The organism is Roseibacterium elongatum DSM 19469, assembly GCF_000590925.1.
Lineage (GTDB): Bacteria > Pseudomonadota > Alphaproteobacteria > Rhodobacterales > Rhodobacteraceae > Roseibacterium > Roseibacterium elongatum.
Map to the genome: position 1 here is coordinate 1,484,619 of NZ_CP004372.1, position 22,446 is coordinate 1,507,064.

General features: G+C 65.4%; 22 protein-coding genes and 1 pseudogene. 14 read left to right on the top strand and 9 right to left on the bottom strand.

Translation table 11 applies throughout. The annotated features are described in order from the left end of the window. Window positions 1-112 precede the first annotated feature (112 nt). Window positions 113-886, top strand: coding sequence for a sulfite exporter TauE/SafE family protein (locus ROSELON_RS07090; protein WP_025311725.1), 774 nt, complete (start codon window positions 113-115; stop codon window positions 884-886). Between the two features lie 79 nt (window positions 887-965). Here the strand turns inward: ROSELON_RS07090 and ROSELON_RS19185 are convergent. Then, window positions 966-1,460: pseudogene (locus ROSELON_RS19185) on the bottom strand (DUF3859 domain-containing protein); the annotation flags it as partial. Between the two features lie 122 nt (window positions 1,461-1,582). Further along, complete coding sequence (locus ROSELON_RS07100; protein ID WP_025311727.1) at window positions 1,583-3,181, bottom strand: phosphoenolpyruvate carboxykinase; 1,599 nt, start codon at window positions 3,179-3,181, stop codon at window positions 1,583-1,585. A gap of 350 nt (window positions 3,182-3,531) precedes the next feature. Between ROSELON_RS07100 and ROSELON_RS07105 the strand changes: the two genes are divergently transcribed. The 7 genes from ROSELON_RS07105 to ROSELON_RS07135 all read left to right on the top strand — a co-directional run bounded on the left by ROSELON_RS07105 (window position 3,532) and on the right by ROSELON_RS07135 (window position 9,103). After that, a complete protein-coding gene (locus tag ROSELON_RS07105; protein ID WP_025311728.1) occupies window positions 3,532-4,233 on the top strand; it encodes a response regulator transcription factor in 702 nt (233 codons plus the stop codon). 30 nt (window positions 4,234-4,263) lie between these two features. Then, window positions 4,264-5,970: a sensor histidine kinase gene (locus tag ROSELON_RS07110; protein ID WP_038650274.1), complete on the top strand. Its 1,707-nt coding sequence runs from the start codon at window positions 4,264-4,266 to the stop codon at window positions 5,968-5,970. Window positions 5,971-5,986: 16 nt separating this feature from the next. Beyond that, window positions 5,987-6,466 carry an HPr kinase/phosphorylase gene (locus ROSELON_RS07115; RefSeq protein ID WP_156945885.1) on the top strand — a complete coding sequence of 160 codons (480 nt, stop codon included), beginning with the start codon at window positions 5,987-5,989 and terminating at the stop codon, window positions 6,464-6,466. A 68-nt stretch (window positions 6,467-6,534) separates the two neighbouring features. After that, complete coding sequence (gene rapZ, locus ROSELON_RS07120; protein ID WP_025311731.1) at window positions 6,535-7,476, top strand: RNase adapter RapZ; 942 nt, start codon at window positions 6,535-6,537, stop codon at window positions 7,474-7,476. Window positions 7,477-7,481: 5 nt separating this feature from the next. Beyond that, a complete protein-coding gene (locus ROSELON_RS07125) occupies window positions 7,482-7,874 on the top strand; it encodes a PTS sugar transporter subunit IIA (RefSeq protein WP_025311732.1) in 393 nt (130 codons plus the stop codon). Then, on the top strand, window positions 7,871-8,155 hold the full coding sequence (locus tag ROSELON_RS07130; protein WP_025311733.1) for an HPr family phosphocarrier protein: 285 nt from the start codon (window positions 7,871-7,873) through the stop codon (window positions 8,153-8,155). Before ROSELON_RS07125 ends, ROSELON_RS07130 begins: the two co-directional genes overlap by 4 nt. Window positions 8,156-8,197: 42 nt before the next feature. Beyond that, the gene (locus tag ROSELON_RS07135) at window positions 8,198-9,103 is read left to right on the top strand and encodes a lysophospholipid acyltransferase family protein (protein WP_025311734.1); all 906 of its coding nucleotides are present in this window, start codon (window positions 8,198-8,200) and stop codon (window positions 9,101-9,103) included. A 19-nt stretch (window positions 9,104-9,122) separates the two neighbouring features. Here the strand turns inward: ROSELON_RS07135 and ROSELON_RS07140 are convergent, their stop codons facing one another. Next, complete coding sequence (locus tag ROSELON_RS07140) at window positions 9,123-9,998, bottom strand: 3-hydroxybutyryl-CoA dehydrogenase (protein ID WP_025311735.1); 876 nt, start codon at window positions 9,996-9,998, stop codon at window positions 9,123-9,125. A 221-nt stretch (window positions 9,999-10,219) separates the two neighbouring features. Between ROSELON_RS07140 and ROSELON_RS07145 the strand changes: the two genes are divergently transcribed. Then, window positions 10,220-11,059: a DUF6473 family protein gene (locus ROSELON_RS07145; RefSeq protein ID WP_025311736.1), complete on the top strand. Its 840-nt coding sequence runs from the start codon at window positions 10,220-10,222 to the stop codon at window positions 11,057-11,059. A gap of 66 nt (window positions 11,060-11,125) precedes the next feature. Here ROSELON_RS07145 and ROSELON_RS07150 read toward each other — a convergent pair whose 3' ends face one another. The 6 genes from ROSELON_RS07150 to ROSELON_RS07175 all read right to left on the bottom strand — a co-directional run bounded on the left by ROSELON_RS07150 (window position 11,126) and on the right by ROSELON_RS07175 (window position 15,469). Next, complete coding sequence (locus ROSELON_RS07150) at window positions 11,126-12,052, bottom strand: electron transfer flavoprotein subunit alpha/FixB family protein (RefSeq protein WP_025311737.1); 927 nt, start codon at window positions 12,050-12,052, stop codon at window positions 11,126-11,128. Further along, complete coding sequence (locus ROSELON_RS07155; RefSeq protein ID WP_025311738.1) at window positions 12,052-12,813, bottom strand: electron transfer flavoprotein subunit beta/FixA family protein; 762 nt, start codon at window positions 12,811-12,813, stop codon at window positions 12,052-12,054. Before ROSELON_RS07155 ends, ROSELON_RS07150 begins: the two co-directional genes overlap by 1 nt. 150 nt (window positions 12,814-12,963) lie before the next feature. Beyond that, window positions 12,964-13,623: a PAQR family membrane homeostasis protein TrhA gene (gene trhA, locus ROSELON_RS07160; protein WP_025311739.1), complete on the bottom strand. Its 660-nt coding sequence runs from the start codon at window positions 13,621-13,623 to the stop codon at window positions 12,964-12,966. A 113-nt stretch (window positions 13,624-13,736) separates the two neighbouring features. Then, window positions 13,737-13,946: a twin transmembrane helix small protein gene (locus ROSELON_RS07165; protein ID WP_025311740.1), complete on the bottom strand. Its 210-nt coding sequence runs from the start codon at window positions 13,944-13,946 to the stop codon at window positions 13,737-13,739. A 79-nt stretch (window positions 13,947-14,025) separates the two neighbouring features. Then, window positions 14,026-14,853: an SDR family NAD(P)-dependent oxidoreductase gene (locus ROSELON_RS07170; protein WP_084613720.1), complete on the bottom strand. Its 828-nt coding sequence runs from the start codon at window positions 14,851-14,853 to the stop codon at window positions 14,026-14,028. A 67-nt stretch (window positions 14,854-14,920) separates the two neighbouring features. Next, window positions 14,921-15,469, bottom strand: coding sequence for an SH3 domain-containing protein (locus ROSELON_RS07175; RefSeq protein ID WP_025311742.1), 549 nt, complete (start codon window positions 15,467-15,469; stop codon window positions 14,921-14,923). A gap of 148 nt (window positions 15,470-15,617) precedes the next feature. Here ROSELON_RS07175 and ROSELON_RS07180 point away from each other — a divergent pair, with 148 nt between their 5' ends. The 5 genes from ROSELON_RS07180 (at window position 15,618) to gndA (ending at window position 22,438) form a co-directional block, all read left to right on the top strand. After that, a complete protein-coding gene (locus tag ROSELON_RS07180) occupies window positions 15,618-17,936 on the top strand; it encodes a DNA topoisomerase IV subunit A (RefSeq protein WP_025311743.1) in 2,319 nt (772 codons plus the stop codon). 125 nt (window positions 17,937-18,061) lie between these two features. Then, on the top strand, window positions 18,062-18,691 hold the full coding sequence (locus tag ROSELON_RS07185; protein ID WP_025311744.1) for a hypothetical protein: 630 nt from the start codon (window positions 18,062-18,064) through the stop codon (window positions 18,689-18,691). 167 nt (window positions 18,692-18,858) lie between these two features. Then, window positions 18,859-20,034 (top strand): elongation factor Tu, encoded by a 1,176-nt coding sequence (gene tuf / locus ROSELON_RS07190; RefSeq protein WP_025311745.1) that lies wholly within the window; start codon window positions 18,859-18,861, stop codon window positions 20,032-20,034. Between the two features lie 294 nt (window positions 20,035-20,328). Beyond that, window positions 20,329-20,958, top strand: a complete 630-nt coding sequence (locus tag ROSELON_RS07195; protein ID WP_038650279.1) for a CatB-related O-acetyltransferase — start codon at window positions 20,329-20,331, stop codon at window positions 20,956-20,958. 67 nt (window positions 20,959-21,025) lie between these two features. Next, window positions 21,026-22,438: an NADP-dependent phosphogluconate dehydrogenase gene (gene gndA / locus ROSELON_RS07200; protein WP_025311747.1), complete on the top strand. Its 1,413-nt coding sequence runs from the start codon at window positions 21,026-21,028 to the stop codon at window positions 22,436-22,438. Window positions 22,439-22,446: the final 8 nt, after the last annotated feature.

A 22,446-nucleotide genomic window follows, 5' to 3' on the forward strand; every position in this document is an offset into this window, starting at 1 on the left:
CAGCGCAACAAAAATGCCAGTTTTTGCCATGTTGCGCACGAAAGTGTCGCGGTGATTTTTGCGCTGCAGCGCGTCGCGAACGGGGATATGAGGTCACAAACAGGATCGTGCCATGCTTCAGGACAGTTTGTCACTCATGCCTTTATGGGCTTTCGTCGCCGCTGTCGGGGTCACCTTGTGCGCCGGCTTCGTCAAAGGCGCCATCGGCTTTGCCATGCCGTTGATCATGATCTCGGGCCTGTCACTTTTTCTTGACCCTCTGATCGCGATCGCTGGCATCATCCTGCCGATCGTCCTGTCGAACATCCTGCAGGTCGCGCGATTCGGCGGGGCCGAGGCGATGGCCACGATCCGCCAATACTGGCGCTATATCCTGATCGTCTGCGTGATGATCGTCATCGTCGCGCAATTCGTGACCGCGGTGCCAACGCAACTCTTCTATCTGATCCTCGGTGTGCCGGTGGTGGTCTTGTCGGTTATCCAGCTGATGGGGGTCACCTTTCACATTCCCCAGCACCGAAGGCGTCTGGCCGAATGGGGCATCGGGGCCTTGTCGGGGGCGTTGGGGGGCATGACCGGCACCTGGGGGCCGCCAACCGTGCTGTATCTGATCGCCTTGGAAACGCCCAAGGCCAAGCAGATGCTGGTGCAGGGCGTCGTTTATGGTCTGGGGTCCGTCAGCCTGTTGGCCGGGCATCTGCAATCGGGCGTGCTGAACCTGACCACCGCCCCGTTTTCGGCGGCCCTTCTGATCCCGGCGTTTCTGGGGATGCAGGTCGGGTTTCGCCTGTCGGACCGGCTGAACCCGGTCGTGTTTCGCCGCGCGACCCTGATCGTGCTGATTCTGGCCGGGGCCAACCTGGTGCGGCGCGGCCTGATGGGCTGAGGCCGTTCAGGACATGAACCCGCCCTGACAGGCCGCGATCACAGTGGGGGGCAAGGTCGGGGGGCACGACGTCAAAGCGCACCTGAAACAACACTGCGCCGTTCGCCTCGGCCCTCAGGGTCCAGGAGCCTGTCACCAGCTCCTCCGGCACCTCGAAGCTGAACCCGTAGAGCGACAACTCCGCGTCGCTGATGATGTTCTGCCAGCGCTCGACCGTGATGCCGCTGTCGGGGTAGGGTGGGTGGGTGACCGTCACATCGACCGTTTCGATACCGCTGTCGGGCCAGACGCGCGCCAGAACGCCAAAGGCGATGCCGATCTCGGCGGGAACGACGGTCTGCTGGTAGCGGATGCGCGGCAGGTCGGGGACGATGTTGATGCTGCCTGCGGCGGTGCCGGGGGCCTCTTCGACGCGCACCGGGTCCTGGGCGCAATAGACACCCCATTCCACATCCGAAACGGCCGGGCCAAAATAGGGGTTCTCCAAGGGCTCGGCAGGGTCCGGCGGCGCGGCGTCCTGTGCCCAGACGGGGACAGCGGCCAGACACAGCGACAAGACCAAGGCGCGAAACATGAAATTCCCCCGCTGAACACCCCGTGACACCGCCAGAAGCCTAGCAGCGCAAGGGCCAGAAACAACCACGCCCGCAAGCAAGCGGCCTGCGGGCGTGGTTCGTCATGCCGGTGATGCCGGGATCAGCCGATCGCGGCGTCTTTCACATCCTCGTCGATATACGGCACATATTGCGCGAAGTTCTCGGCGAACATCGACACCAGCTTGGCCGCCTGGCGGTCATAGGCCTCGGGGTCGTCCCAGGTGCGGCGCGGATCGAGCAGCAGGTCATCGACGCCCTCGCAGGTCGTCGGCACGTCGAAGCCGAAATTGGCATCGCGCCGGAACTCGACCGCATTCAGCGATCCATCCAGCGCGGCGGTCAGCAGCGCGCGGGTGGCGCGGATCGGCATGCGCGAGCCGGTGCCATAGGCGCCCCCCGTCCAGCCGGTATTGACCAGCCAGCAGGTCGCCTCGTGCGCGTGGATCTTGTCCTGCAGCAGCTTGCCGTAAACTTCGGGCCGGCGCGGCATGAAGGGCGCGCCGAAACAGGTGGAAAAGGTCGGCTCGGGCTCGGTCACGCCGCGCTCTGTGCCGGCCACCTTCGAGGTGAAACCGGACAGGAAGTGATACATCGCCTGCGCCGGGGTCAGGCGCGCGATCGGCGGCAGGACACCAAACGCGTCACAGGTCAGCATCACGATATTCCTGGGATGGCCGGCCATCCCGCTTTCGGAGGCATTCGAGATCTCTTCCAGCGGGTAGGCGCACCGCATGTTGGCCGTCAGGCTGTCATCGTCGAAATCCAGGACCAGCGTGTCCGGGTCGTAGACCATGTTCTCGATCACGGTGCCGAATTTCTGCGTCGTGGCGTAAATCTCGGGCTCGGCCTCTTGCCGCAGGTTGATCGTCTTGGCGTAACAGCCGCCCTCGAAATTGAAGATGCCGTTGTCCGACCACCCGTGTTCGTCGTCACCGATCAGCGTCCGCGACGGGTCGGCCGACAGCGTCGTCTTGCCGGTGCCCGACAGGCCGAAGAACACCGCGCTGTCGGCGGGCGCGCCGATGGCGTGGTTGGCCGAGCAATGCATCGGCATCACACCCTTGCTCGGCAGGATGTAGTTGAGCAGCGTGAACACCGATTTCTTGATCTCGCCGGCATATTCCGTGTCGCAGATCAGGATCAGCTTCTTGGCGAAGTTCATCGCGATGACGGTTTCCGTGCGGCAGCCGTGACGCTCGGGGTCGGCCTTGAAGCTGGGGCAGTTGATCACGGTGAACTCGGGCGCGAAACTGTCCAGTGTCTCGCGCATCGGTCGGCGCAGCATCGTGCGGCTGAACAGGCTGTGCCAGGCCAGCTCGGTCACCACGCGCACGTCCAGTTTCAATTCCGCGTCGGCGCCGCCGTGCAGATCCTGGACAAAAAACTCACGTCCCTTCATGTGGTCCAGCATGTCGGCATGCAGGCGGTCAAAGGCGTCGGGCGCCATTTCGGCGTTGTTGTCCCACCAGATCTCATCCGCGACGTCGGGCGTCTTGACGACATGCTTGTCCTTGGGCGAGCGGCCCGTGAACTTGCCCGTCGACACCAGCAACGTGCCGCCATTGCCCAGTTTGCCTTCCTCCCTGCGCAGCGCCGCTTCGATCAGCGCGGGTTCAAGCAGGTTGTAATGGACCGTGCCAAGGCCAGTGATACCCTGTTTTTCCAGCGTCTGCGCCGGGTTCACGCGTCCTTCGATCATGTCTGAATGCTCCTGGGCCGTTGCGGGCTGTTTCCATGGCGTGGCGGGCCCACGCACAGGCCGACCGTCTCGCGCTGCGGCGCGTATAACATGACGTTTTTGCATCTGAACAGGACGCTTGGGCGCAGTTAGCGCAACCATGCGAAATTTTCGTGCGAATGGCGTTCGGAATACGCAACGCAGGGCGCCCTGCTGCGGCAAGTGTGCCCTAAACGACTCATTAAAGGGTTTTTGGCAGGGTGAGAGGGGCGTGGCCGGGACGATTCGCAAGTTTCAGATTGATTATCGCCCGCGGAAACGGGAGAATGTGATAAAAATAAGGCAAATTGAGCAGTAAAAGGGAACACAAGATGGCGAGGATCGCTTTGGTCGATGACGACAGGAATATCCTGACGTCCGTCTCCATGACTCTCGAGGCCGAAGGCTTCGACGTCGAAACCTACAACGATGGCCAGTCGGCGCTTGATGCGTTCAGCCGGCGCTTGCCCGATCTGGGTGTGTTCGACATCAAGATGCCGCGCATGGACGGTATGGATCTGCTGCAACGGCTGCGCCAGAAATCCAAGGTTCCGGTCATCTTCCTGACGTCCAAGGACGACGAGATCGACGAATTGATGGGTCTGCGCATGGGCGCCGACGATTACGTGAAAAAGCCCTTTTCGCAGCGTCTCCTTGTCGAACGCATACGCTCGATCCTGCGCCGGCAAGAGGCGATCGCCTCGGATGCCGCCGGCGTGCCCGAGGAGAGCGCCGTCATGGTGCGTGGCGAACTGTCGATGGACCCGCTGCGCCATTCAGTGAGCTGGAAGGGCAAGGATGTGTCCCTGACCGTGACCGAATTCCTGCTGCTGCAGGCGCTGGCCTCGCGTCCCGGCTTCGTCAAGAGCCGCGATCAGTTGATGGATGTCGCCTATGACGAACAGGTCTATGTCGATGACCGCACCATCGACAGCCACATCAAGCGGCTGCGCAAGAAGATGCGCTCGGTGGATGACGACTTTTCGGCCATCGAGACGCTGTACGGGATCGGTTATCGCTACAACGAAGAATAAGGGGGCGCCACTGTGCCCGCGGATCTTTCCATGACCAATCGCCGTGCCGATGCGCGCGCCGATATCGTGCTGGGCGAGGATTGGGACCGGCCCGGGGGCACCGTTGAATCGGAACTGCGCGCCGCCCGGCAGCGCCGCAACGTCATTGCGCTCAACCGGTCGCCGCTTGCGCGCAAGATCATCATGTTCAACCTGCTCAGCATCGTGGTGCTGGTCGCGGGGGTGATGTATCTGACCCCGTTTCGCGACAGCCTCGTGCAGCAGCGCGAGCGGGCCCTCGCGGTCGAGGCGCAGTTGCTCGCCGATGTGGTCGAGGCCAGCCTGCCGGCCAATGCGCCGGCCAATCTGCTGACGGGGGACGGCATCGATGCCGATCTGGTCCTCAGCCGGATCGGTGTGGCGCAAGGCGTGGAGATCTACATCTTCGATCCCAACGGCACCTTGGTGACCTCGACCCGGCAGACGCCTGGCGCGCCGGCCCGACCCGTGCGCGGGCTCGAGGTGCAGACCGACGATCCCCTGGTCATTACCGAGTTTCTGAACGTTACATGGAACGCCTTGTCCCGGCTCTTCGGGGCGACGCAAATGGACCCGCCGCGCCAGGCCTCGGTCGAGTTCGCGCAATCGCTTGTCGCGCCCGCCCTGGAGGGGGTGACCATCCTGCGGCGCGGGGCCGGGGCGGGCGGCACGTCCTACGCCGCCGCCACCCCGGTCGAGGGGGCGGGCGGCACGCTCGGCGTTCTCGTGGTGACCACGGCGGCGGGCGAGATCGATCAGCTGGTCCGCGTCGAACGCGAACAGCTCTTGCAGATGTTCGTCGTGGCGTTGCTTGTCTCCATCGGGCTCAGCCTGGTTCTGGCGTCAACCATCGCGAACCCCTTGTCCGACCTGGCCGCCGCGGCCGAGCTGGGGCGGGACAAGAACGCCCGCAAGATGAGCCCGACACGGGTGCGCATCCCGGATCTGACCGGACGCCCGGACGAGATCGGACGCCTTTCCGGGGCGCTGCGCGGCATGGTCTCGGCCCTCTATGACCGCATCGACGCGAACGAACAATTCGCCGCCGATGTCAGCCATGAAATCAAGAACCCTCTGGCCTCTCTGCGCTCGGCGGTCGGCACGATGCGCGTCGCGCGCACCGACGAGCAGCGCAACCGCCTGCTGGAAGTGATCGAACACGATGTTCAGCGGCTCGATCGTCTGGTGTCCGACATCTCCAACGCCTCGCGCCTCGACAGCGAACTGGTCAAGGAAGAGGAGGAGGAGTTCAATCTCGTCCACACGCTGGAAAACCTGTCGCAATACCATTCCGAGGAGGCGGGCAAGAAAGGCGTCGATTTCATCACCGACCTGCCCGCGGATCCGATCGTGATCTCGGGCCTGGAGGGGCGGCTGGCGCAGGTATTCGTCAACCTGTTGGGCAATGCCATCTCGTTCTGCGAGGAGGGGGACGCCGTCCGCCTGTGGACGCGTCGCCGCGAAAACCGCGTCCTCGTCGTGGTCGAGGATACCGGCCCCGGCATCCCCGAAGAGGCCCTGACCAAGGTCTTCAACAGGTTCTATTCGGAACGCCCCGTGTCGCAGTTCGGCAACCATTCCGGCCTCGGCCTTGCGATTTCGAAACAGATCGTCGAGGCGCATGGCGGCGTGATCTGGGCTGAAAACATACGGCCGACAGATTTCGACGCCACGTCCGAGCCTTTGGGGGCCCGCTTCGTCGTGGGCTTGCCCATTTGATGATGGCGCGGCCGCCATGGCGCGCCTGAACACGGCCGACGACCTGACCGCACGCGCTGTGTCCCAGAAAGACGGGCGCTACTACTTCAACGCAACGGCGGTCGCGCATGGGGGCCGCGCGGTCCTGATCCTCGGGGCCTCGGGCCGTGGGAAATCCATGCTGGCCCTGGCGCTGATGGCCCATGGCACCTCGCTTGTCAGCGACGATGGCGTGTGGCTTGCGCCCTCGGCCGAGGGGCCTGTCCTTCTGCGGCCGGATGATGCGCCGCCCCTCATCGAGGCACGGCAGGTCGGCCTTTTGCAGGCGGGGCCGATTACCGCGCAGGCGTCGCTGGCCCTGGTCGTCGATCTCGACCGTGCGGAGGAGGCGCGCCTGCCCCCCAACCGCAGGCTGAGGGTCGGGGCCCATGACATCCCGCTGGTCCTGGGCGCCAACACGCCCGGCCTGGCGGCTGCGGTTCTGCAGATGGTGCGGTTCGGGCGCCATGACGTTTGACTTCTGCGAAAACAGGCCACCTGTTCTGACATCTCATCCCCCTGTTCCCATCGGCGAGACACGCGATCATGACGGACCCCACCGACCCCGAGGCCACGCCCCCCACCAATCCCGGCGGCGCATCGGTGCCTGTCGTCCTTGTGACCGGGCCATCGGGGGCAGGGAGATCGACCGCCATCAACACGCTGGAGGATCTCGGCTACGAGGCGATCGACAATCTGCCCCTCAGCCTGCTGCCGCGCCTGCTCGAAGGCGGGGCGCCCGATCGCCCGATGGCGCTGGGGATGGATGCGCGCAACCGGGATTTCAGCGCCGAGCGCCTGCTCGACGCGCTGGGGCGGCTCAAGGCGACGCCGGGTGTTGCGGTCGATCTGCTGTTTCTCGACTGCGATCCACATACGTTGCAGCGACGCTATTCCGAAACGCGGCGGCGGCATCCGCTGGCCCCGGATGCCGATCCGTTCAACGGGATCGTGCTCGAGCGCGACCTTCTCGGCCCGGTGCGCGGCGACGCCTCGATCCTGATCGACACCTCCGGCCTGACGCCGCACGACCTGCGCAAGGAGATCACGCGCCTGTTCGCGCCGGACGGCACTCAAAGCCTTGCCGTGACGGTTCTGTCGTTTTCGTATCGGCGCGGGGTGCCGACGGGGGCGGACCTGGTCTTTGACTGCCGGTTTCTGCGCAACCCGCATTGGGACGCAGGCCTGCGAGCGGCGGATGGACGGGATGCGGCGGTGCAGACCTACATCGCCGAGGATGCGCGCTGCGCCCCGTTCGAAGCGCAGGTGCGCCAGATGCTGGACCTGTTGCTGCCGGCCTTTCGCGACGAAGGCAAAAGCCATCTGACGGTCGCGTTCGGATGCACGGGCGGGCAACACCGGTCGGTCGCGATGGCCGAAAAGCTGTACGCGCATCTTGCAGAGGCCGGTTGGCAGGTGTCTAAACGGCACAGGGAAGTGGAGCGGCGACGCCTGTCGGCATCGCGGCGAGACATGTCAGAGGCCTAGCTGAGGTGATCGGGATCGTCATCGTAGCCCATGGGGGGCTTGCATCCGAGTTGATGCGGGCGACCGAACATGTGGTCGGCCCGCAGCCGGCGATGGTTGCGATCTCGGTCGGTCCCGAAGACGACCGCGCCGCCCGCACGCGCGAGATCTGCGACGCCGCCGACACTGTCGATGTCGGGGACGGGGTGGTCGTGGTGACGGACATGTATGGCGGTTCGCCCTCGAACCTCAGCCTGCGCGCTTGCCGCCCGTCGAACCGGAAGATCCTGACCGGGGTGAACCTGCCCATGATGATCAAGCTTGCGAAATCGCGCAACCTGCCCGTGGACGAGGCCGTGGACCGCGCCGCCGAGGCCGGCCGGCGCTACATCAACAGTTTCGACGGAGCCCCGGAATGACCCATGGCCACACGATCACACGCGATTTGAAGATCGTGAATGTCAAAGGTCTGCATGCGCGGGCCTCGGCCCGGTTCGTCGAAGTGGTCGAAGGGCATGACGCAACGGCAACCGTGCGCAAGGATGGGCTGAGCGCTGCCGGTGACTCGATCATGGGCCTTTTGATGTTGGCAGCTTCCATGGGAACCACTATTGAAGTGGAAACTTCGGGCCCCGAGGCGGAACCATTGGCCGATGCGCTCGAGGACCTCGTGGCAGACCGGTTCGGCGAAGGGAACTGAGCGGGCCGGTCGAAAAGCCACACGGCTATGGGACCAGGGCGCGTGACGGACACCCAACACCATAACACGGTCTCTCCGCCTGCTCCGGCGCTGCATTCGGATGGCGGAAACATCTATGACCGCCGCTCGCTGACCTACGCCAACAGCTTTGCCAACCCTCTGGTGCGCACGACGATCAAGGCCATCGAATGGATGACCGGAAAGGTCACCATCATCCGCCGCGTGCGGCAATTCGAACAGTTGGGCGACCATAAAGGGCAGGCCTTTTGGCCCGCGACGATGAAGGTGATGGGCATCGACCTGCAGACGCCCGAACACCAACTTGCGCGCATCCCGGCCGAGGGGCCGGTCGTCTTCGTCGCCAATCATCCCCATGGCCTGGTCGACGGGATGATCCTGGCCGATCTGATCGGTCGGCGCCGTCTGGATTACCGCATCCTGACGCGCGCCCTTTTGACCGGAATCGACGAGGCGGCGGCCAGCTTCATGATCCCGGTCCCGTTTCCGCATGAGCCCGATGCACAGAAAAAGATGCTGGCCATGCGCCACGAGGCGATGACGCATCTGAAGGCGTCCGGTCTGATCGCGCTGTTTCCGTCGGGCGCGGTCGCGGCCGCCGACAGCATGTTCGGACCCGCGATCGAGGGCGAGTGGAACGTGTTCACCGCCAAGCTGATCCGCACCACTGGCGCCACGATCGTACCGTGCAATTTCACCGGCGCGAATTCGCGCTGGTACCAGATGGCCAACCGCATTTCGCCGATCCTGCGTCAGGGGCTGTTGATCCACGAGGTGGTGCACAGTTTCGACAAACCGCAGGCGCCGATCATCGGGCACCCCATCACGCCTGCGGAATGGTCGGGACGTATCGGCAAACCGCGCGAGTTCATGGCGTGGCTGCGCGCCCATACGCTCTCGCTCAAGGACGATCCCGACCGGCGCGTTTGAAGCGCTGCGCGACCGCCCGTCAGCGGGTGGGCACGGGCTCGTCGCCGCGATAATCGTAAAAGCCGCGCTGCGTCTTGCGGCCCAGCCAGCCGGCCTCGACATATTTCGTCAACAGGGGGCAGGGGCGGTACTTCGTGTCGGCCAGCCCGTCATGCAGCACGTTCATGATGGCAAGGCAGGTATCCAGCCCGATGAAATCCGCCAGTTCCAGCGGCCCCATCGGGTGATTGGCGCCAAGCTTCATCGACTCGTCGATCGAGCGGACACTGCCCACCCCTTCGTAGAGCGTATAGACCGCCTCGTTGATCATCGGCATCAGGATGCGGTTCACGATGAAGGCGGGGAAATCCTCGGCCGTGGCCGAGGTCTTGCCAAGGCGATCCACGACTTCCTTGCAGGCTCGGAACGTCTCTTCGTCGGTGGCGATCCCGCGGATCAGCTCGACCAGTTGCATCACCGGCACCGGGTTCATGAAGTGGAACCCCATGAATTTCTCGGGCCGGTCGGTGCGGCTGGCCAGCCGCGTGATCGAGATGGACGAGGTGTTCGAGGTCAGGATCGTGTGCGGCAGCAAATGCGGCCCGAGATCTTCGAAGATTGCCTGCTTGACGGTTTCGCGTTCGGTCGCCGCCTCGATGATCAGGTCCGAGGGACCGACCTGCGCCAGATCGGTGGTCGTCGTGATCCGGCCCAGGGCTCCGTCCTTTTCGGCATCGCTGATCTTGCCGCGGCTGACCTGGCGGCTCATGTTTTTGTCGATCAGCGACATCGCCTTGGCCAGGGCGTCCTCGCTGATATCGGACATCACGACATCATATCCCGCCAGAGAACAGACATGGGCAATGCCATTGCCCATCTGGCCCGCGCCCACGATTCCGATCTTTGCCACCTGCATGGATGTGTTCTCCTGTCTGGGTGCATGGGCGGGCTGCCCTGCGCGCAGAGATTACGCGCCAGTGCCACCCGGGCACAAGTCATTGAGCGCTTGCGGCGCGGACTGTCGCAATCAAATCAAGATTCCGAAAAAATAACTGAAAAACAGCGCTTTAGGAAAGTCGAAATCTCTTCCTGAGACCGTGGCTGCGGGTGAGTCCAACCATTGGTGGGAGCAACAGCATGAGTTTCGAATACAGGGGGCACATGCCCCTCGATTATCAGCCCGTTGCCTACCCCGGTTCCGTTCTGCGGTTCCGGGGGCCGGCAAGCGATCTGACCCGGCCTTTCGTCCTGTGTCTCGGGGCGACCGAAACCTTCGGCCGTTTCGTTCACGACCCCTATCCTGCGCAACTGATGCGCCGGCTCGAGGCGCCGGTCGTGAATATGGGGGTGATGGGTGCCGGGCTGGACGTGATCCTGGGCGATCGCGCGATCCGCGCTGGGATGCACAAGGCGCGGGCGATCGTGTTGCAGATCACCGGGGCGCAGAACATGTCGAACCGGTTCTATACCGTCCACCCGCGTCGCAATGACCGGTTTCTCAAGGCCTCGACCATGCTGCAAACCGTTTATCCCGAGGTGGATTTCACCGAGTTCCACTTTACCGGCCATTTGTTGACGCATCTGCGCGCCTGTTCACGGGACCGCTTTGCCATTCTGCAGCACGAGCTGCGCACGGCATGGCGGGCCCGAATGCTCAGGTTCCTCGCGTCGGCCCCGGCCCCGGTCCATCTGCTCTGGCTGTCGCGGCGTCCGCCCGAGGAGGTGACGCCGGGTGGTCGTGTCGCGGCCGGCGAACCGATGTTCATCACCGCCCCTTTGTTGGAGGAGGTCGCCGCGCAGGCCGCGTCTTTGACAGTCGCCGTCTCCTCTCGGGCCAAACGGACCCATGCGTTGCGCGGCATGTTCTACGGCCCGGGCGAGGAAGCGGCCGCGCGCGCCTTGCCGGGCCCGGAGGCGCATCGATGCGCGGCCGAAGGCTTGGCCGCGCTGATGCAGCCGTGCCAAGCATCCGGATGAACGAAAAACGCCCCGCGTCCGGTCACGGGCGCGGGGCGTTCGAATGACGGTCGATGCGATGCGCGATCAGATCTTGCCGGTCAGTTCCGGCACCGCGTCGAACAGGTCGGCCACGAGGCCGTAATCGGCCACCTGGAAGATCGGCGCTTCCTCGTCCTTGTTGATGGCCACGATGACCTTGCTGTCCTTCATGCCCGCAAGGTGCTGGATCGCGCCCGAGATCCCGACCGCGATGTACAGTTCGGGCGCGACAACCTTGCCGGTCTGGCCCACCTGCCAGTCATTCGGGGCATAGCCCGAATCGACCGCGGCGCGGCTGGCGCCAACGGCAGCGCCCAGCTTGTCGGCCAGGGTCTCGATCAGGGCGAACTGCTCTTCCGAGCCGACGCCGCGGCCACCCGACACGACGATCCCCGCACTGGTCAGTTCCGGACGATCGCTTTCGGCGACCTTGTCCTCGACCCATTCCGACAGGCCCGAGGCCGCCGGGGCATCGACCATCTCGACCGGGGCCGCGTTGCCGGTGCCCGCCGCATCGAAGGTCGAGGTGCGGAAGGTGATGACCTTGGTCGCATCCGACGACTTCACGGTCTGCACGGCGTTGCCGGCATAGACGGGGCGTTCGAACGTATCGGCATCGACGACGCCCGAGGCATCCGAGATCACCATGACATCCAGCAGGGCCGCGACGCGCGGCATGATGTTCTTGGCGTCGGTCGTGGCCGGTGCAACGATATGGCTGTAATCGCCGGCCAGACCGACGATCAGATCGGCGGTCGCCTCGGCCAGACGGTGGCCCAGACTGTCGCCCTCGGCGCAGAGCACCTTGGCCACACCCTCGATCGTGGCGGCCGTGTCGGCGGCGGCCTTGGCCGAGGCCCCCGCACACAGCACGGTGACCTCACCCAGCGATTGTGCGGCGGTCACGGCCTTGGCCGTGGCGTCCATCGCCAGTTCCCCGCCCGTCACTTCGGCAAGAAGCAGAACAGCCATCAGATCACCCCCGCTTCGGTTTTCAGTTTCTCGACAAGTTCATCCACCGATCCGACCATGATGCCGGCCTTGCGTTCGGCCGGTTCGCTGGTTTTCAGCACCTCGAGGCGCGGCGTGATGTCGACGCCGAAATCGGCGGCGGTCTTTTCATCCAGCGGCTTTTTCTTGGCCTTCATGATGTTGGGCAGCGAGGCATAGCGCGGCTCGTTCAGGCGCAGGTCTACGGTGACGATCGCGGGCATCTTGACCGCAATGGTCTGCAACCCGCCATCGACCTCGCGCGTGACATTAGCGGTGTCGCCCTCGATCTCGACGCCCGAGGCGAAGGTAGCCTGGCTCCAGCCCAGAAGGGCAGAAAGCATCTGGCCGGTGGCGTTCATGTCGTTGTCGATCGCCTGCTTGCCGGCCAGAACCAGCCCCGGCTGTTCCTCGTCGATCACGGCCTTGAGGATCTTGGCGACGGCCAGCGGCTCGATATCCTGGTGGACGTCGTCGGCGGCCACGATCAGGATCGCGCGGTCGGCACCCATCGCCAGCGCGGTGCGAAGGGTTTCCTGGGCCTGCTTGACCCCGATGGACACGGCCACGACCTCGTCGGCCTTGCCCGCCTCTTTCAGGCGGATCGCCTCTTCGACGGCGATCTCGTCAAAGGGGTTCATGGACATCTTCACGTTGGCGAGATCGACACCGGACCCATCCGCCTTGACACGGACCTTCACGTTGTAGTCGATCACGCGCTTTACAGGTACCAGGACCTTCATCGGCACGTCTCCTCTTTCGATCATTCAGGGGATTTAGGGCCCCGTCCAATCCTCACCAGGGTGAGTGATAGACATATCGGTCAGGCGAAAACAGGCCAAAATCGACGCGGGGCGCATCATCGACGCCGCGTCAAAGCGGCCTGGGCCGTTTCACGCCACCGCCGAGCGGCCCAGCACCTCGATGCAGATGGCGGCGTAACAGGCGATGGTCGCGGCCAGAACGAAGACATGCCAGATCGTGTTGTGAAACGGCAGCTTGTGCCACATCAGGAACACCACGCCCGAGGAATAGAGGATGCCGCCCGTCGCCAACAGGGCCAGGCCCCAACCGCTGAGCCCGGACAAGAGCGGGCCGCCCAGCACCGCGCCGGCCCAGCCAAGCCCGAGATACAGCACCAGCGCGATCAGCATCCGCTTGCGCGCGCTGAAGATCACGATCGAGGCCCCGGCCGCCGCCACGCCCCAGATCGCGGCCAGAAAGCCGGGCGATCCGGGCATCAGCGCCACAAAGGGCGTGTAGGTGCCGGCGATCTTGAAATAGATGGCGGATTGGTCGAGGCGGCGCAGCCTGTCGGCCCAGTCGGGGCGACGGATCATGTTGTAAAGCGCCGAACATGTCAGCATCGCCAGCAAGGTCAGCGCGTAGATGGTCATGGCCGTGATGGCCGTCGCGTCCCCGATCCGGATGGCCGCCAGGGCGACCAGGATCGGGCCCGCGATCAGCGCCGCGGCAATTCCGGCGAGATGGACGACGGCGTCGGAAACATATTCCGCGCGAGAGTAGGGACGGGGACCTGCAACATGCGACATAATGTCAATGTACAACAAAATTTGTCGCCGGGCGAGCGTTTTGAAGCCTTTTCATCGTCTTGAGCGCCGATCCGCCCGCGCAACCGGGGGGCGCCCCGAGGCCGCGCGCACTGTCAGCCCCCCTGCTGCCCGCGGAAAAAGACGAAGATCGCGATCAGCACGACCGCGACGAACTGGGCGATCAGGCGCCATTGCATGTACTTGTTCGACTGCTTCGAGGCGTCCGCCCCGCCCTTGCGGAACGAGTTGATGCCCAGAAGCAGGATCACGAGCACGACGAGGCAAGCCAGCATCGCGATGATCAGTAGCGGGTCTTCGGTCATGGGAACGTCTCTTTCTTGGCCGGGTCGAGGGCGATGTCATGGGCACGCGGTCCACAAACTGCGCGGCGGTCCGACCTGTTTAACCCCGGTCGAGCACCCAGTCGAGCGCGCGGGTCGGCAGAGCCCGCCGCAACCCGGCCGCGATATGGGCGGGGGCGGTGATGTAGTAGCGGGCCCGCGGGCGGGGGCTTTCGAGGGCATGCACCAGTTTCTTCACCACCGCCTCGGGCGGAAGTTCGAACGGATCGGGGCCGCGCGCCTCGTACAGGCGTTTGAGCAGGCTGCTGCGATAGAGGTCGGCGCGCGCGCTGTTCTCCCAGTCGATCCAGCGTTCGAACCGTGGGATCGACTTGACCCTCAGGTCCGAGGTGACCGGCCCGGTGTTGAGCGTGACGATATGCAAGGGCGTATCGCGCATTTCCAGGCGCAACGTGTCGGTCAGCCCCTCGAGCGCGTATTTCGTCGCGACATAGGCCCCGCGCCATTTGTATGTGACATAGCCCAGAACCGAGGAATGCTGCACGATGCGCCCCTTTCCCTGTGCCCGCATCAGGGGAATGACACGCCGGGTCAGGTCATGCACGCCGAAGAGGTTCGCCGCGAAAATCTCCTCCAGTGCGCCGCGGGGCAGATCCTCGACCGCGCCGGGCAGGCCGAAAGCGCCGTTGTTGAACAGGGCGTCTAGGCGGCCGCCGGTCAGCTCCAGCGCCTCGGACAGCCCCTGGTCGACGCTGCGGGGGTCGGCATAGTCCAACTGTACGCTGTCGAACCCCGCGTCGCGCAGTTTCTGGACATCGGCGGCCTGTCGGACGCTGGCGATCACATGCCAGCCGCGCGCCTTCAGCCCATGCGCCGCGGCGTGGCCGATGCCCGACGAACTGCCGGTGATGAGGATGGACCTGCCCATGGGCGTCTCCGCGTGCATGCCGTTTGGCGCAAGGGTTAGGTCAGGCCGCGCCGCCGGGCAACCGGCGTCAGTTGGCCGGCGCCAGGAAATCCTCGGACATGTAGCCGGTCAAACCGGTTGCGACCACGCGCAGATGCGCCCAGCCATCGGGCGCGCGTTCGATCAGTTCGACGATCTCGCCTTGGGTCAGCGCCGTCAGGATCGCGTCATCCGTCGAGGGGCCGGCCCGGAAATTGACGCGATCGCCGGTCACGCGCAAACGCGGCGCGGCCTCGGTCCGCGCGGGGGTCGCTGGGGGCAGGGGATCGGCCGAGGGCTCTTGCGGGGCGGCGGATACCGGGGCGTCTGGCGACAGCGGGCGCGCGGGCCTGTCCAGGGCGCCTTGGCCGGGGTCGACGACCAGGTCGATCACCAGTTCGTCCCCCGTCTCGGTGGTCAGCACCAGCCGCCCATCCGCTGTTTCGCGCAGGGCTGCGTCCCGGGGGGCGGCATCCGGCGCGCCGGGCACATCCTCGGTCGGCGCGGGCGCGCGCGTCATGACCTCGGGCGGGGCGTCGGAAAAGATGATCAGCACCGCCCAGATCACCACGAACAAGATCAGCGTCAGTCGCAACATGTGCCGCTCGGATCCCTTGCTTGGCGTCTCGCGGGTGTATGGGGCGCCGACCGGTCCCGCCCCCCCGACCTTTTCCACAACTCATTCCCGTTGGCCAGCCGTTGTCGGCTTGCCGCATGTTTCCGGCCGGTCTATCACAGCCCATAGTATGACCGAGCAGGACCCCCCACAAGATGACCGGTTGGATGATGACCGGCTAAGCGCCGAGCCGCTCTCGCGCGCGATTGGATCGCGCTACCTGCAATATGCGCTGTCGACGATCATGCACCGGGCCCTGCCCGATGCGCGCGATGGGCTGAAGCCGGTGCATCGGCGCATCCTGTATGCGATGCGCGAACTGCGCCTCGGCTCGACCGGTGGGTTTCGGAAATCGGCCAAGATCTCGGGCGACGTGATGGGGAACTATCACCCGCATGGCGACGCCGCGATCTACGATGCGATGGCCCGTCTGGCGCAGGATTTCGTCATTCGCTACCCGCTTGTCGACGGTCAGGGCAATTTCGGAAATATCGACGGCGACAACCCCGCCGCCAGCCGCTACACCGAGGCGCGCATGACGGCGATGGCCGAGGCGCTGATGCAGGGTCTCGACGAGAACGCCGTTGATTTTCGCGACAATTACGATGGCACGCTGCAAGAGCCCGAGGTTCTGCCCGCCACGGTGCCGAACCTTCTGGCCAATGGCGCAAGCGGGATCGCCGTGGGCATGGCGACCAACATTCCGCCGCATAACCTCGACGAGCTGGTCGGCGCCTGTCTGCACCTGATCAAGACCCCCGACGCGCGCGACGAGACGCTGCTGAACTATGTGCCTGGTCCCGATTTCCCGACCGGCGGCACCATTGTCGAGCCGCGCGAAAACATCGCCGAGGCCTATCGCACAGGCCGCGGCGCGTTCCGCCTGCGCGCCAGATGGGAGACCGAGGATCTGGGCCGGGGACAGTGGCAGATCGTCGTCACCGAGATCCCCCATCAGGTGCAGAAATCGAAGCTGATCGAAAAACTGGCCGAGCTGATCCAGACAAAGAAGGTTCCGATCCTGGCCGATGTGCGCGACGAATCGGCCGATGACATCCGGATCATTCTCGAACCGCGCAGCAAGAACGTGGACCCCGACGTGCTGATGGGCACACTGTTTCGCCAGTCCGATCTGGAAACCCGGTTCAGCCTGAACATGAACGTGCTGATCGACGGGCGCACGCCCAAGGTCTGTTCGCTGAAGGAGGTTCTGCGCGCATTTCTCGATCATCGCCGCGAGGTTCTGTTGCGCCGCGCGCAGCACCGGCTGGAAAAGATCGACCATCGCCTCGAGGTGTTGGAAGGCTTCCTGATCGCGTTCCTGAACCTCGACCGCGTCATCGACATCATCCGCTACGACGAGGCGCCCAAGCCGGCCCTCATGCGCGAGGATTGGGGCCGGTCCTTCGTGCGCGCCACCTCCGAGGCGGATTACGCCACGCCGCCGCCGGGCGATGGCGAACTGACCGAGGTGCAGGCCGAGGCCATCCTCAACATGCGTCTGCGCAGCTTGCGGCGGCTCGAGGAAATGGAACTGATCCGCGAGCGTGACGCCCTGATGGAGGAGCGCGCCGACCTCGAGGACCTTCTGTCGGATGAGGCCCTGCAATGGGGCCGCATCGCCGACGAGCTGCGCGACGTGCGCGCGCGCTTCGGTGCCAAGACGCCGGGCGGGGCGCGGCGCACCGGCTTTGCCGAGGCGGGCGAAACCCCGGACGTGCCGATCGAGGCGATGATCGAGCGCGAGCCGATTACGGTGGTCTGTTCGCGCATGGGCTGGATCCGGGCGATGAAGGGGCATATCGACCTGTCCTCGGACCTGAAGTTCCGCGATGGCGACGAAGGGCGCTTCGTCTTTCATACCGAAACCACGGACAAGTTGCTGATCCTCGGCTCGCAGGGCCGCGTTTACACCCTGCCGGCGGCCAATCTGCCTGGGGGGCGCGGCCTGGGCGAGCCCGTGCGCCTGATGGTCGATCTGCCCAATGAGGCCGAGATCGTGGACCTGTTCGTGTACCGGCCCGGCGGCAAGCGGCTGTTGGCGTCGTCGTCGGGCGATGGGTTCATCGTGCCCGAGGACGAGATGCTGGCGCAGACCCGCACCGGCAAGCAGGTGCTCAACGTCCGTGGCGATGTGGTGGCCAAGGTCTGCGTGCCCCTGGCCGACGGCGACGACGAGGTCGCGGTGGTCGGCGAAAACCGCAAGTTGCTGGTGTTCCCGATTGCCGAGTTGCCCGAGATGGCCCGTGGCAAGGGCGTGCGCCTGCAGAAATACAAGGATGGCGGCCTGTCGGACGCGCGCAGCTTCCGCCTTTCCGATGGGCTGAGCTGGCTCGATCCCGCCGGGCGCACCCGGACCGAGGCCGACCTGACCGAATGGGCCGGAAAACGCGCCAGCGCCGGCCGGATGGCGCCGCGCGGCTTCCCGCGCGACAATCGGTTCACCTGAGCCCTGCGTCGCGCCGCATCGGCAGGAAGGTCACGCTGACCGGGCTGTGATGGCGGGTGGGTTTACCTTTCGGCCCGGCCTGCGTTATCGACGGCGGCAACACCTTGCCGAGGAGACGTATCCAGATGCGCCTGTCCCGCTTTGCCCCGCTTGCCCTTGTCGCGCTTCTGGCGGCCTGTGCCGCCGGCGACCCGCTGGAGGAAGACCTTCCCGATATGGGCGACTTCCGCCTGGCCCATAACATCGTGGTGGCCGACAACGCGCAGCAGGTCCCGCCCTCGCGCAATGCCGAACCCGAGGAATGGGTCGCGATCCTCGAATCCGAGATCGACCGCCGGTTCGGCGCCTATGAGGGCGACCGCCTCTACCATATCGGCGTGGCCGTCGACGGTTACGCCCTTGCGCCCCCGGGCATTCCGATCGTGTTGCAGCCGCGCTCGGTTTTGATCCTGTCGGTCAACATCTGGGATGACGAGTTGGGCCGCAAACTGCATGACGAACCCGAGCAGATCATGGTGTTCGAAGGCGCAAGCGCCGAGACCATGCTGGTCGGATCGGGGATCGCGCGCAGCCGAAACGAGCAGATGCAGATCCTCGCCCGCAATGCCGCGCGCCGTATCCAGTTGTTCATGCTGGAAAACCCAGACTGGTTCAGCATCGACCCCAACGCGGCGGAAGAGTCGCTCGACGCCGTCGAGGCGCTTGCCGAGGAGGCCGAGGCCACGCCCGAGCCCGCCGCGGCCGCAACGCAGTAACCGGGGAGAGCGCTGGGGCACGCGGCCGTCGTGGGGCCGGTTCCCCGGTCGCAGGTCAGATCGCACCTTGATTTTTTCGCGCGGGCCGAATACGTCGCCCGCGATGTTGAACCGGGCCCCGGCACGAACCGTGCGGAGGGGCCCCCGAACGGACGGGGCGCCAGCCAATGGCAAAGGCAAAGTTTGAACGTAACAAACCGCATGTGAACATCGGCACGGTTGGCCATGTTGACCATGGCAAGACGACGCTGACGGCGGCGATCACGAAGTATTTCGGTGATTTTCAGGCGTATGACCAGATTGACGGTGCGCCCGAGGAGAAGGCGCGGGGGATCACGATCTCGACGGCGCATGTGGAATACGAGACGGACGCGCGCCACTACGCCCACGTCGACTGCCCCGGCCACGCCGACTACGTGAAGAACATGATCACGGGGGCGGCGCAGATGGACGGCGCGATCCTGGTGGTGAACGCGGCCGACGGCCCGATGCCGCAGACGCGCGAGCACATCCTGCTGGCCCGCCAGGTGGGCGTTCCCGCGCTGGTGGTGTTCATGAACAAGGTGGACCAGGTCGACGACGAAGAGCTTCTGGAACTGGTCGAGATGGAAATCCGCGAGCTGCTGAGCTCGTACGACTTCCCCGGCGACGACATTCCGATCGTGGCCGGCTCGGCTCTGGCGGCGATGGAGGGGCGTGATCCCGAGATCGGCGAAGAGAAGATCAAGGAGCTGATGGCGGCGGTCGACGCGTACATTCCGACGCCCGAGCGCGCCGTGGACCAGCCGTTCCTGATGCCGATCGAGGACGTGTTCTCGATCTCGGGCCGCGGCACGGTCGTGACGGGCCGTGTCGAGCGTGGCGTGATCAACGTGGGCGACGAGATCGAGATCGTCGGCATCAAGGACACCACCAAGACGACCTGCACGGGCGTCGAGATGTTCCGCAAGCTGCTGGATCGCGGCGAAGCGGGCGACAACATCGGCGCCCTGCTGCGCGGTGTGGACCGTGACGGCGTCGAGCGTGGCCAGGTTCTCTGCAAGCCGGGCTCGGTGACGCCGCACACGAAGTTCGAGGCCGAGGCCTACATTCTGACGAAGGAAGAGGGTGGCCGTCACACGCCGTTCTTCGCCAACTACCGGCCGCAGTTCTACTTCCGCACGACGGACGTGACCGGGACGGTGACGCTGCCCGAGGGCACGGAGATGGTGATGCCGGGCGACAACCTGAAGTTCTCGGTCGAGCTGATCGCCCCGATCGCCATGGAAGACGGCCTGCGCTTCGCCATCCGCGAAGGCGGCCGCACCGTCGGGGCAGGCGTCGTCTCGAAAATCATCGAGTGAACCGGGGGCCGGCCGATGGCCATCAGGCCATTCGTCCGACAGTCCAACGGTCCACGGGCCGACTGACATCGAGAAAAGCCGCGGCATCGCCCGCGGCTTTTTGCTGTTTGCACAGGGCCGCCCCCGACCCTGAGCGGCCTTTGCCGCGATTTGCGCCGGTCGCGTCGGCGTGATAGCAGGACCTATCGACAACGGGAGGCGCAGATGGATCAGCCGCTTTGATTGCTCAGTCCTGATCGCAACAAAGACAAAGGCTTATCCATGCCCGGACTCCGTCCTTTTCCCGCCCCCGACATGCCGCATCCCATCCCGCTGCCCGATGGCAGCCGCCACGCCGGCACCGTCTTTCTGTCCGCCGTCATCGACCATCCGCGCATGGGGGTCGGCGCCTATTCCTACGCCTCGGCGCATCATCCGCCCGCCGATTGGGCCGCGCATCTGGCGCCCTATCTCTATCCGTTCAGTCCCGAACGGCTGGTGATCGGGAAATTCTGCCAGATCGCCAGCGGGGTCGAGTTCATCACCGCATCGGCCAATCACCGTCATGACGGGTTTTCCACTTTCCCCTTCGCGGTGTTCGGGGGCGGCCCGGTCGAGGGGCGGGCCTCCATGCCCGCGCCCGGTCCCGATACCGTGATCGGCAACGATGTCTGGATCGGCACGGGCGCGCGCATCTTGCCGGGTGCGCGCATCGGCTCGGGCGCGATCATCGGCGCCGGGGCGGTCGTCGCGGGCGATGTTGCGCCCTATTCGGTGATGGCGGGCAACCCGGCGCGGCGCGTGCGACCACGCTTTGCCCCCGAGGTGGCGGCCCGACTGCTCGACATCGCGTGGTGGGATTGGCCAATCGAGAAAATCCTCGCCCATGAGGCGGCCATTTGCGGGGCCGATCTGAGCATGCTTGAACAGGCCACCCGCCGCTGAGGCAGGTTGGTTGCGGCGTGAAAGAACCCATCTGACAGGGACTGCCGCACAGCAAAGGAGGCCCCTGATGACGCGCACCCCCGAGATCGGCTTGATCGGCCTTGGCACGATGGGCGCGAACCTTGCCCTCAATATCGCCGAGGCAGGCCATGTCATCGCCGTGTTCAATCGCACGTCGGACAGGACGCGGCGCTTTGTCGAGGGGGCGGGGCCGCTTGCCGACCGGATCGTGCCGGCCGAGACGCTGAACGCTTTCGTTGACGGTTTGGCGCGGCCGCGCCGCATCCTGTTGATGGTTCCGGCCGGCGCGCCGGTCGATGAGCAGATCGCCGCGCTGCGCCCGCTGCTGGACACCGGGGATATTCTCATCGACGGCGGCAATTCGGACTGGCAGGACAGCGCGGCCCGCGCCGAAAGCCTGCAGCGCGACGGTCTGGGGTATCTCGGGCTGGGCGTGTCGGGCGGCGCCGAGGGCGCGCGGCATGGGCCGTCGATGATGGCCGGGGGTGCGCCCGAGGCCTATGCGGCCGTGGGGCCGATCCTTGATGACATCGCGGCGCGGTTCGACGCGACCCCCTGTGTGGCGTGGCTGGGTCACGGCGGGGCAGGGCATTTCGTCAAGGCCGTTCACAACGGCATCGAGTATGCCGACATGCAGATGATCGCCGAGGTCTATGGCCTGATGCGCGACGGGCAACGGCGCCCCGATGCCGAGATCGCGCAGGTCTTTGGGCGGTGGAACGCGGGGCCGCTGGAAAGCTATCTGATCGAGATCACCGCCGAGGTCGCGGGCACGACCGACCCCGAGACCGGCAAGCCCATCCTGTCGCTGATCCGCGACCGGGCCGGGCAAAAAGGCACGGGCCGCTGGACGGTGATGGATGCGCAGCGCCGGGCCGCCCCCTTGCCCGCTGTCGAGGCCGCGGTGACGGCGCGGGTGCTGTCGGGTGAAGACGCATGGCGCAGCGCGGGCGCGCGCCTGTTCCCGCAACCCAAGCGCGCGATCGCTCTGCCCGATGACAACTTTGAACGGGCATTGCTGGCGGGCAAGATCCTGGCCTATTCTCAGGGCTTCGCCCTGTTGGCCCGCGCGGCCCGTGACGAGGGGTGGGACATGTCGCTGGCCATGGTGGCGCAGATCTGGCGGGCGGGGTGTATCATCCGCTCGGGGCTGCTTGACGAAATGGCCGACGCCCTGGCGCAAGATGGGCCCGACAGCCTGCTGGCCTTTGCCCCCGGATTTGCCCGCCGCCTGCAAGACGGGGTTCCCGCGCTCAGGCGCGTTGTCGCCGAGGCGACGCTGGCCGGTGTGCCGGTGCCGGCGCTGTCCGCGGCCTTGGGCCATTTCGACCAGCTCAGGCAGGCGCGGGGAACGGCCAACCTGATCCAGGGGCTGCGCGACAGGTTCGGCGCGCATGGGTTCGAACGGCTGGACAGGCCGGGGGAAACCGGGCTGCACGGGCCGTGGGGCGACGCGTGACATGGCCT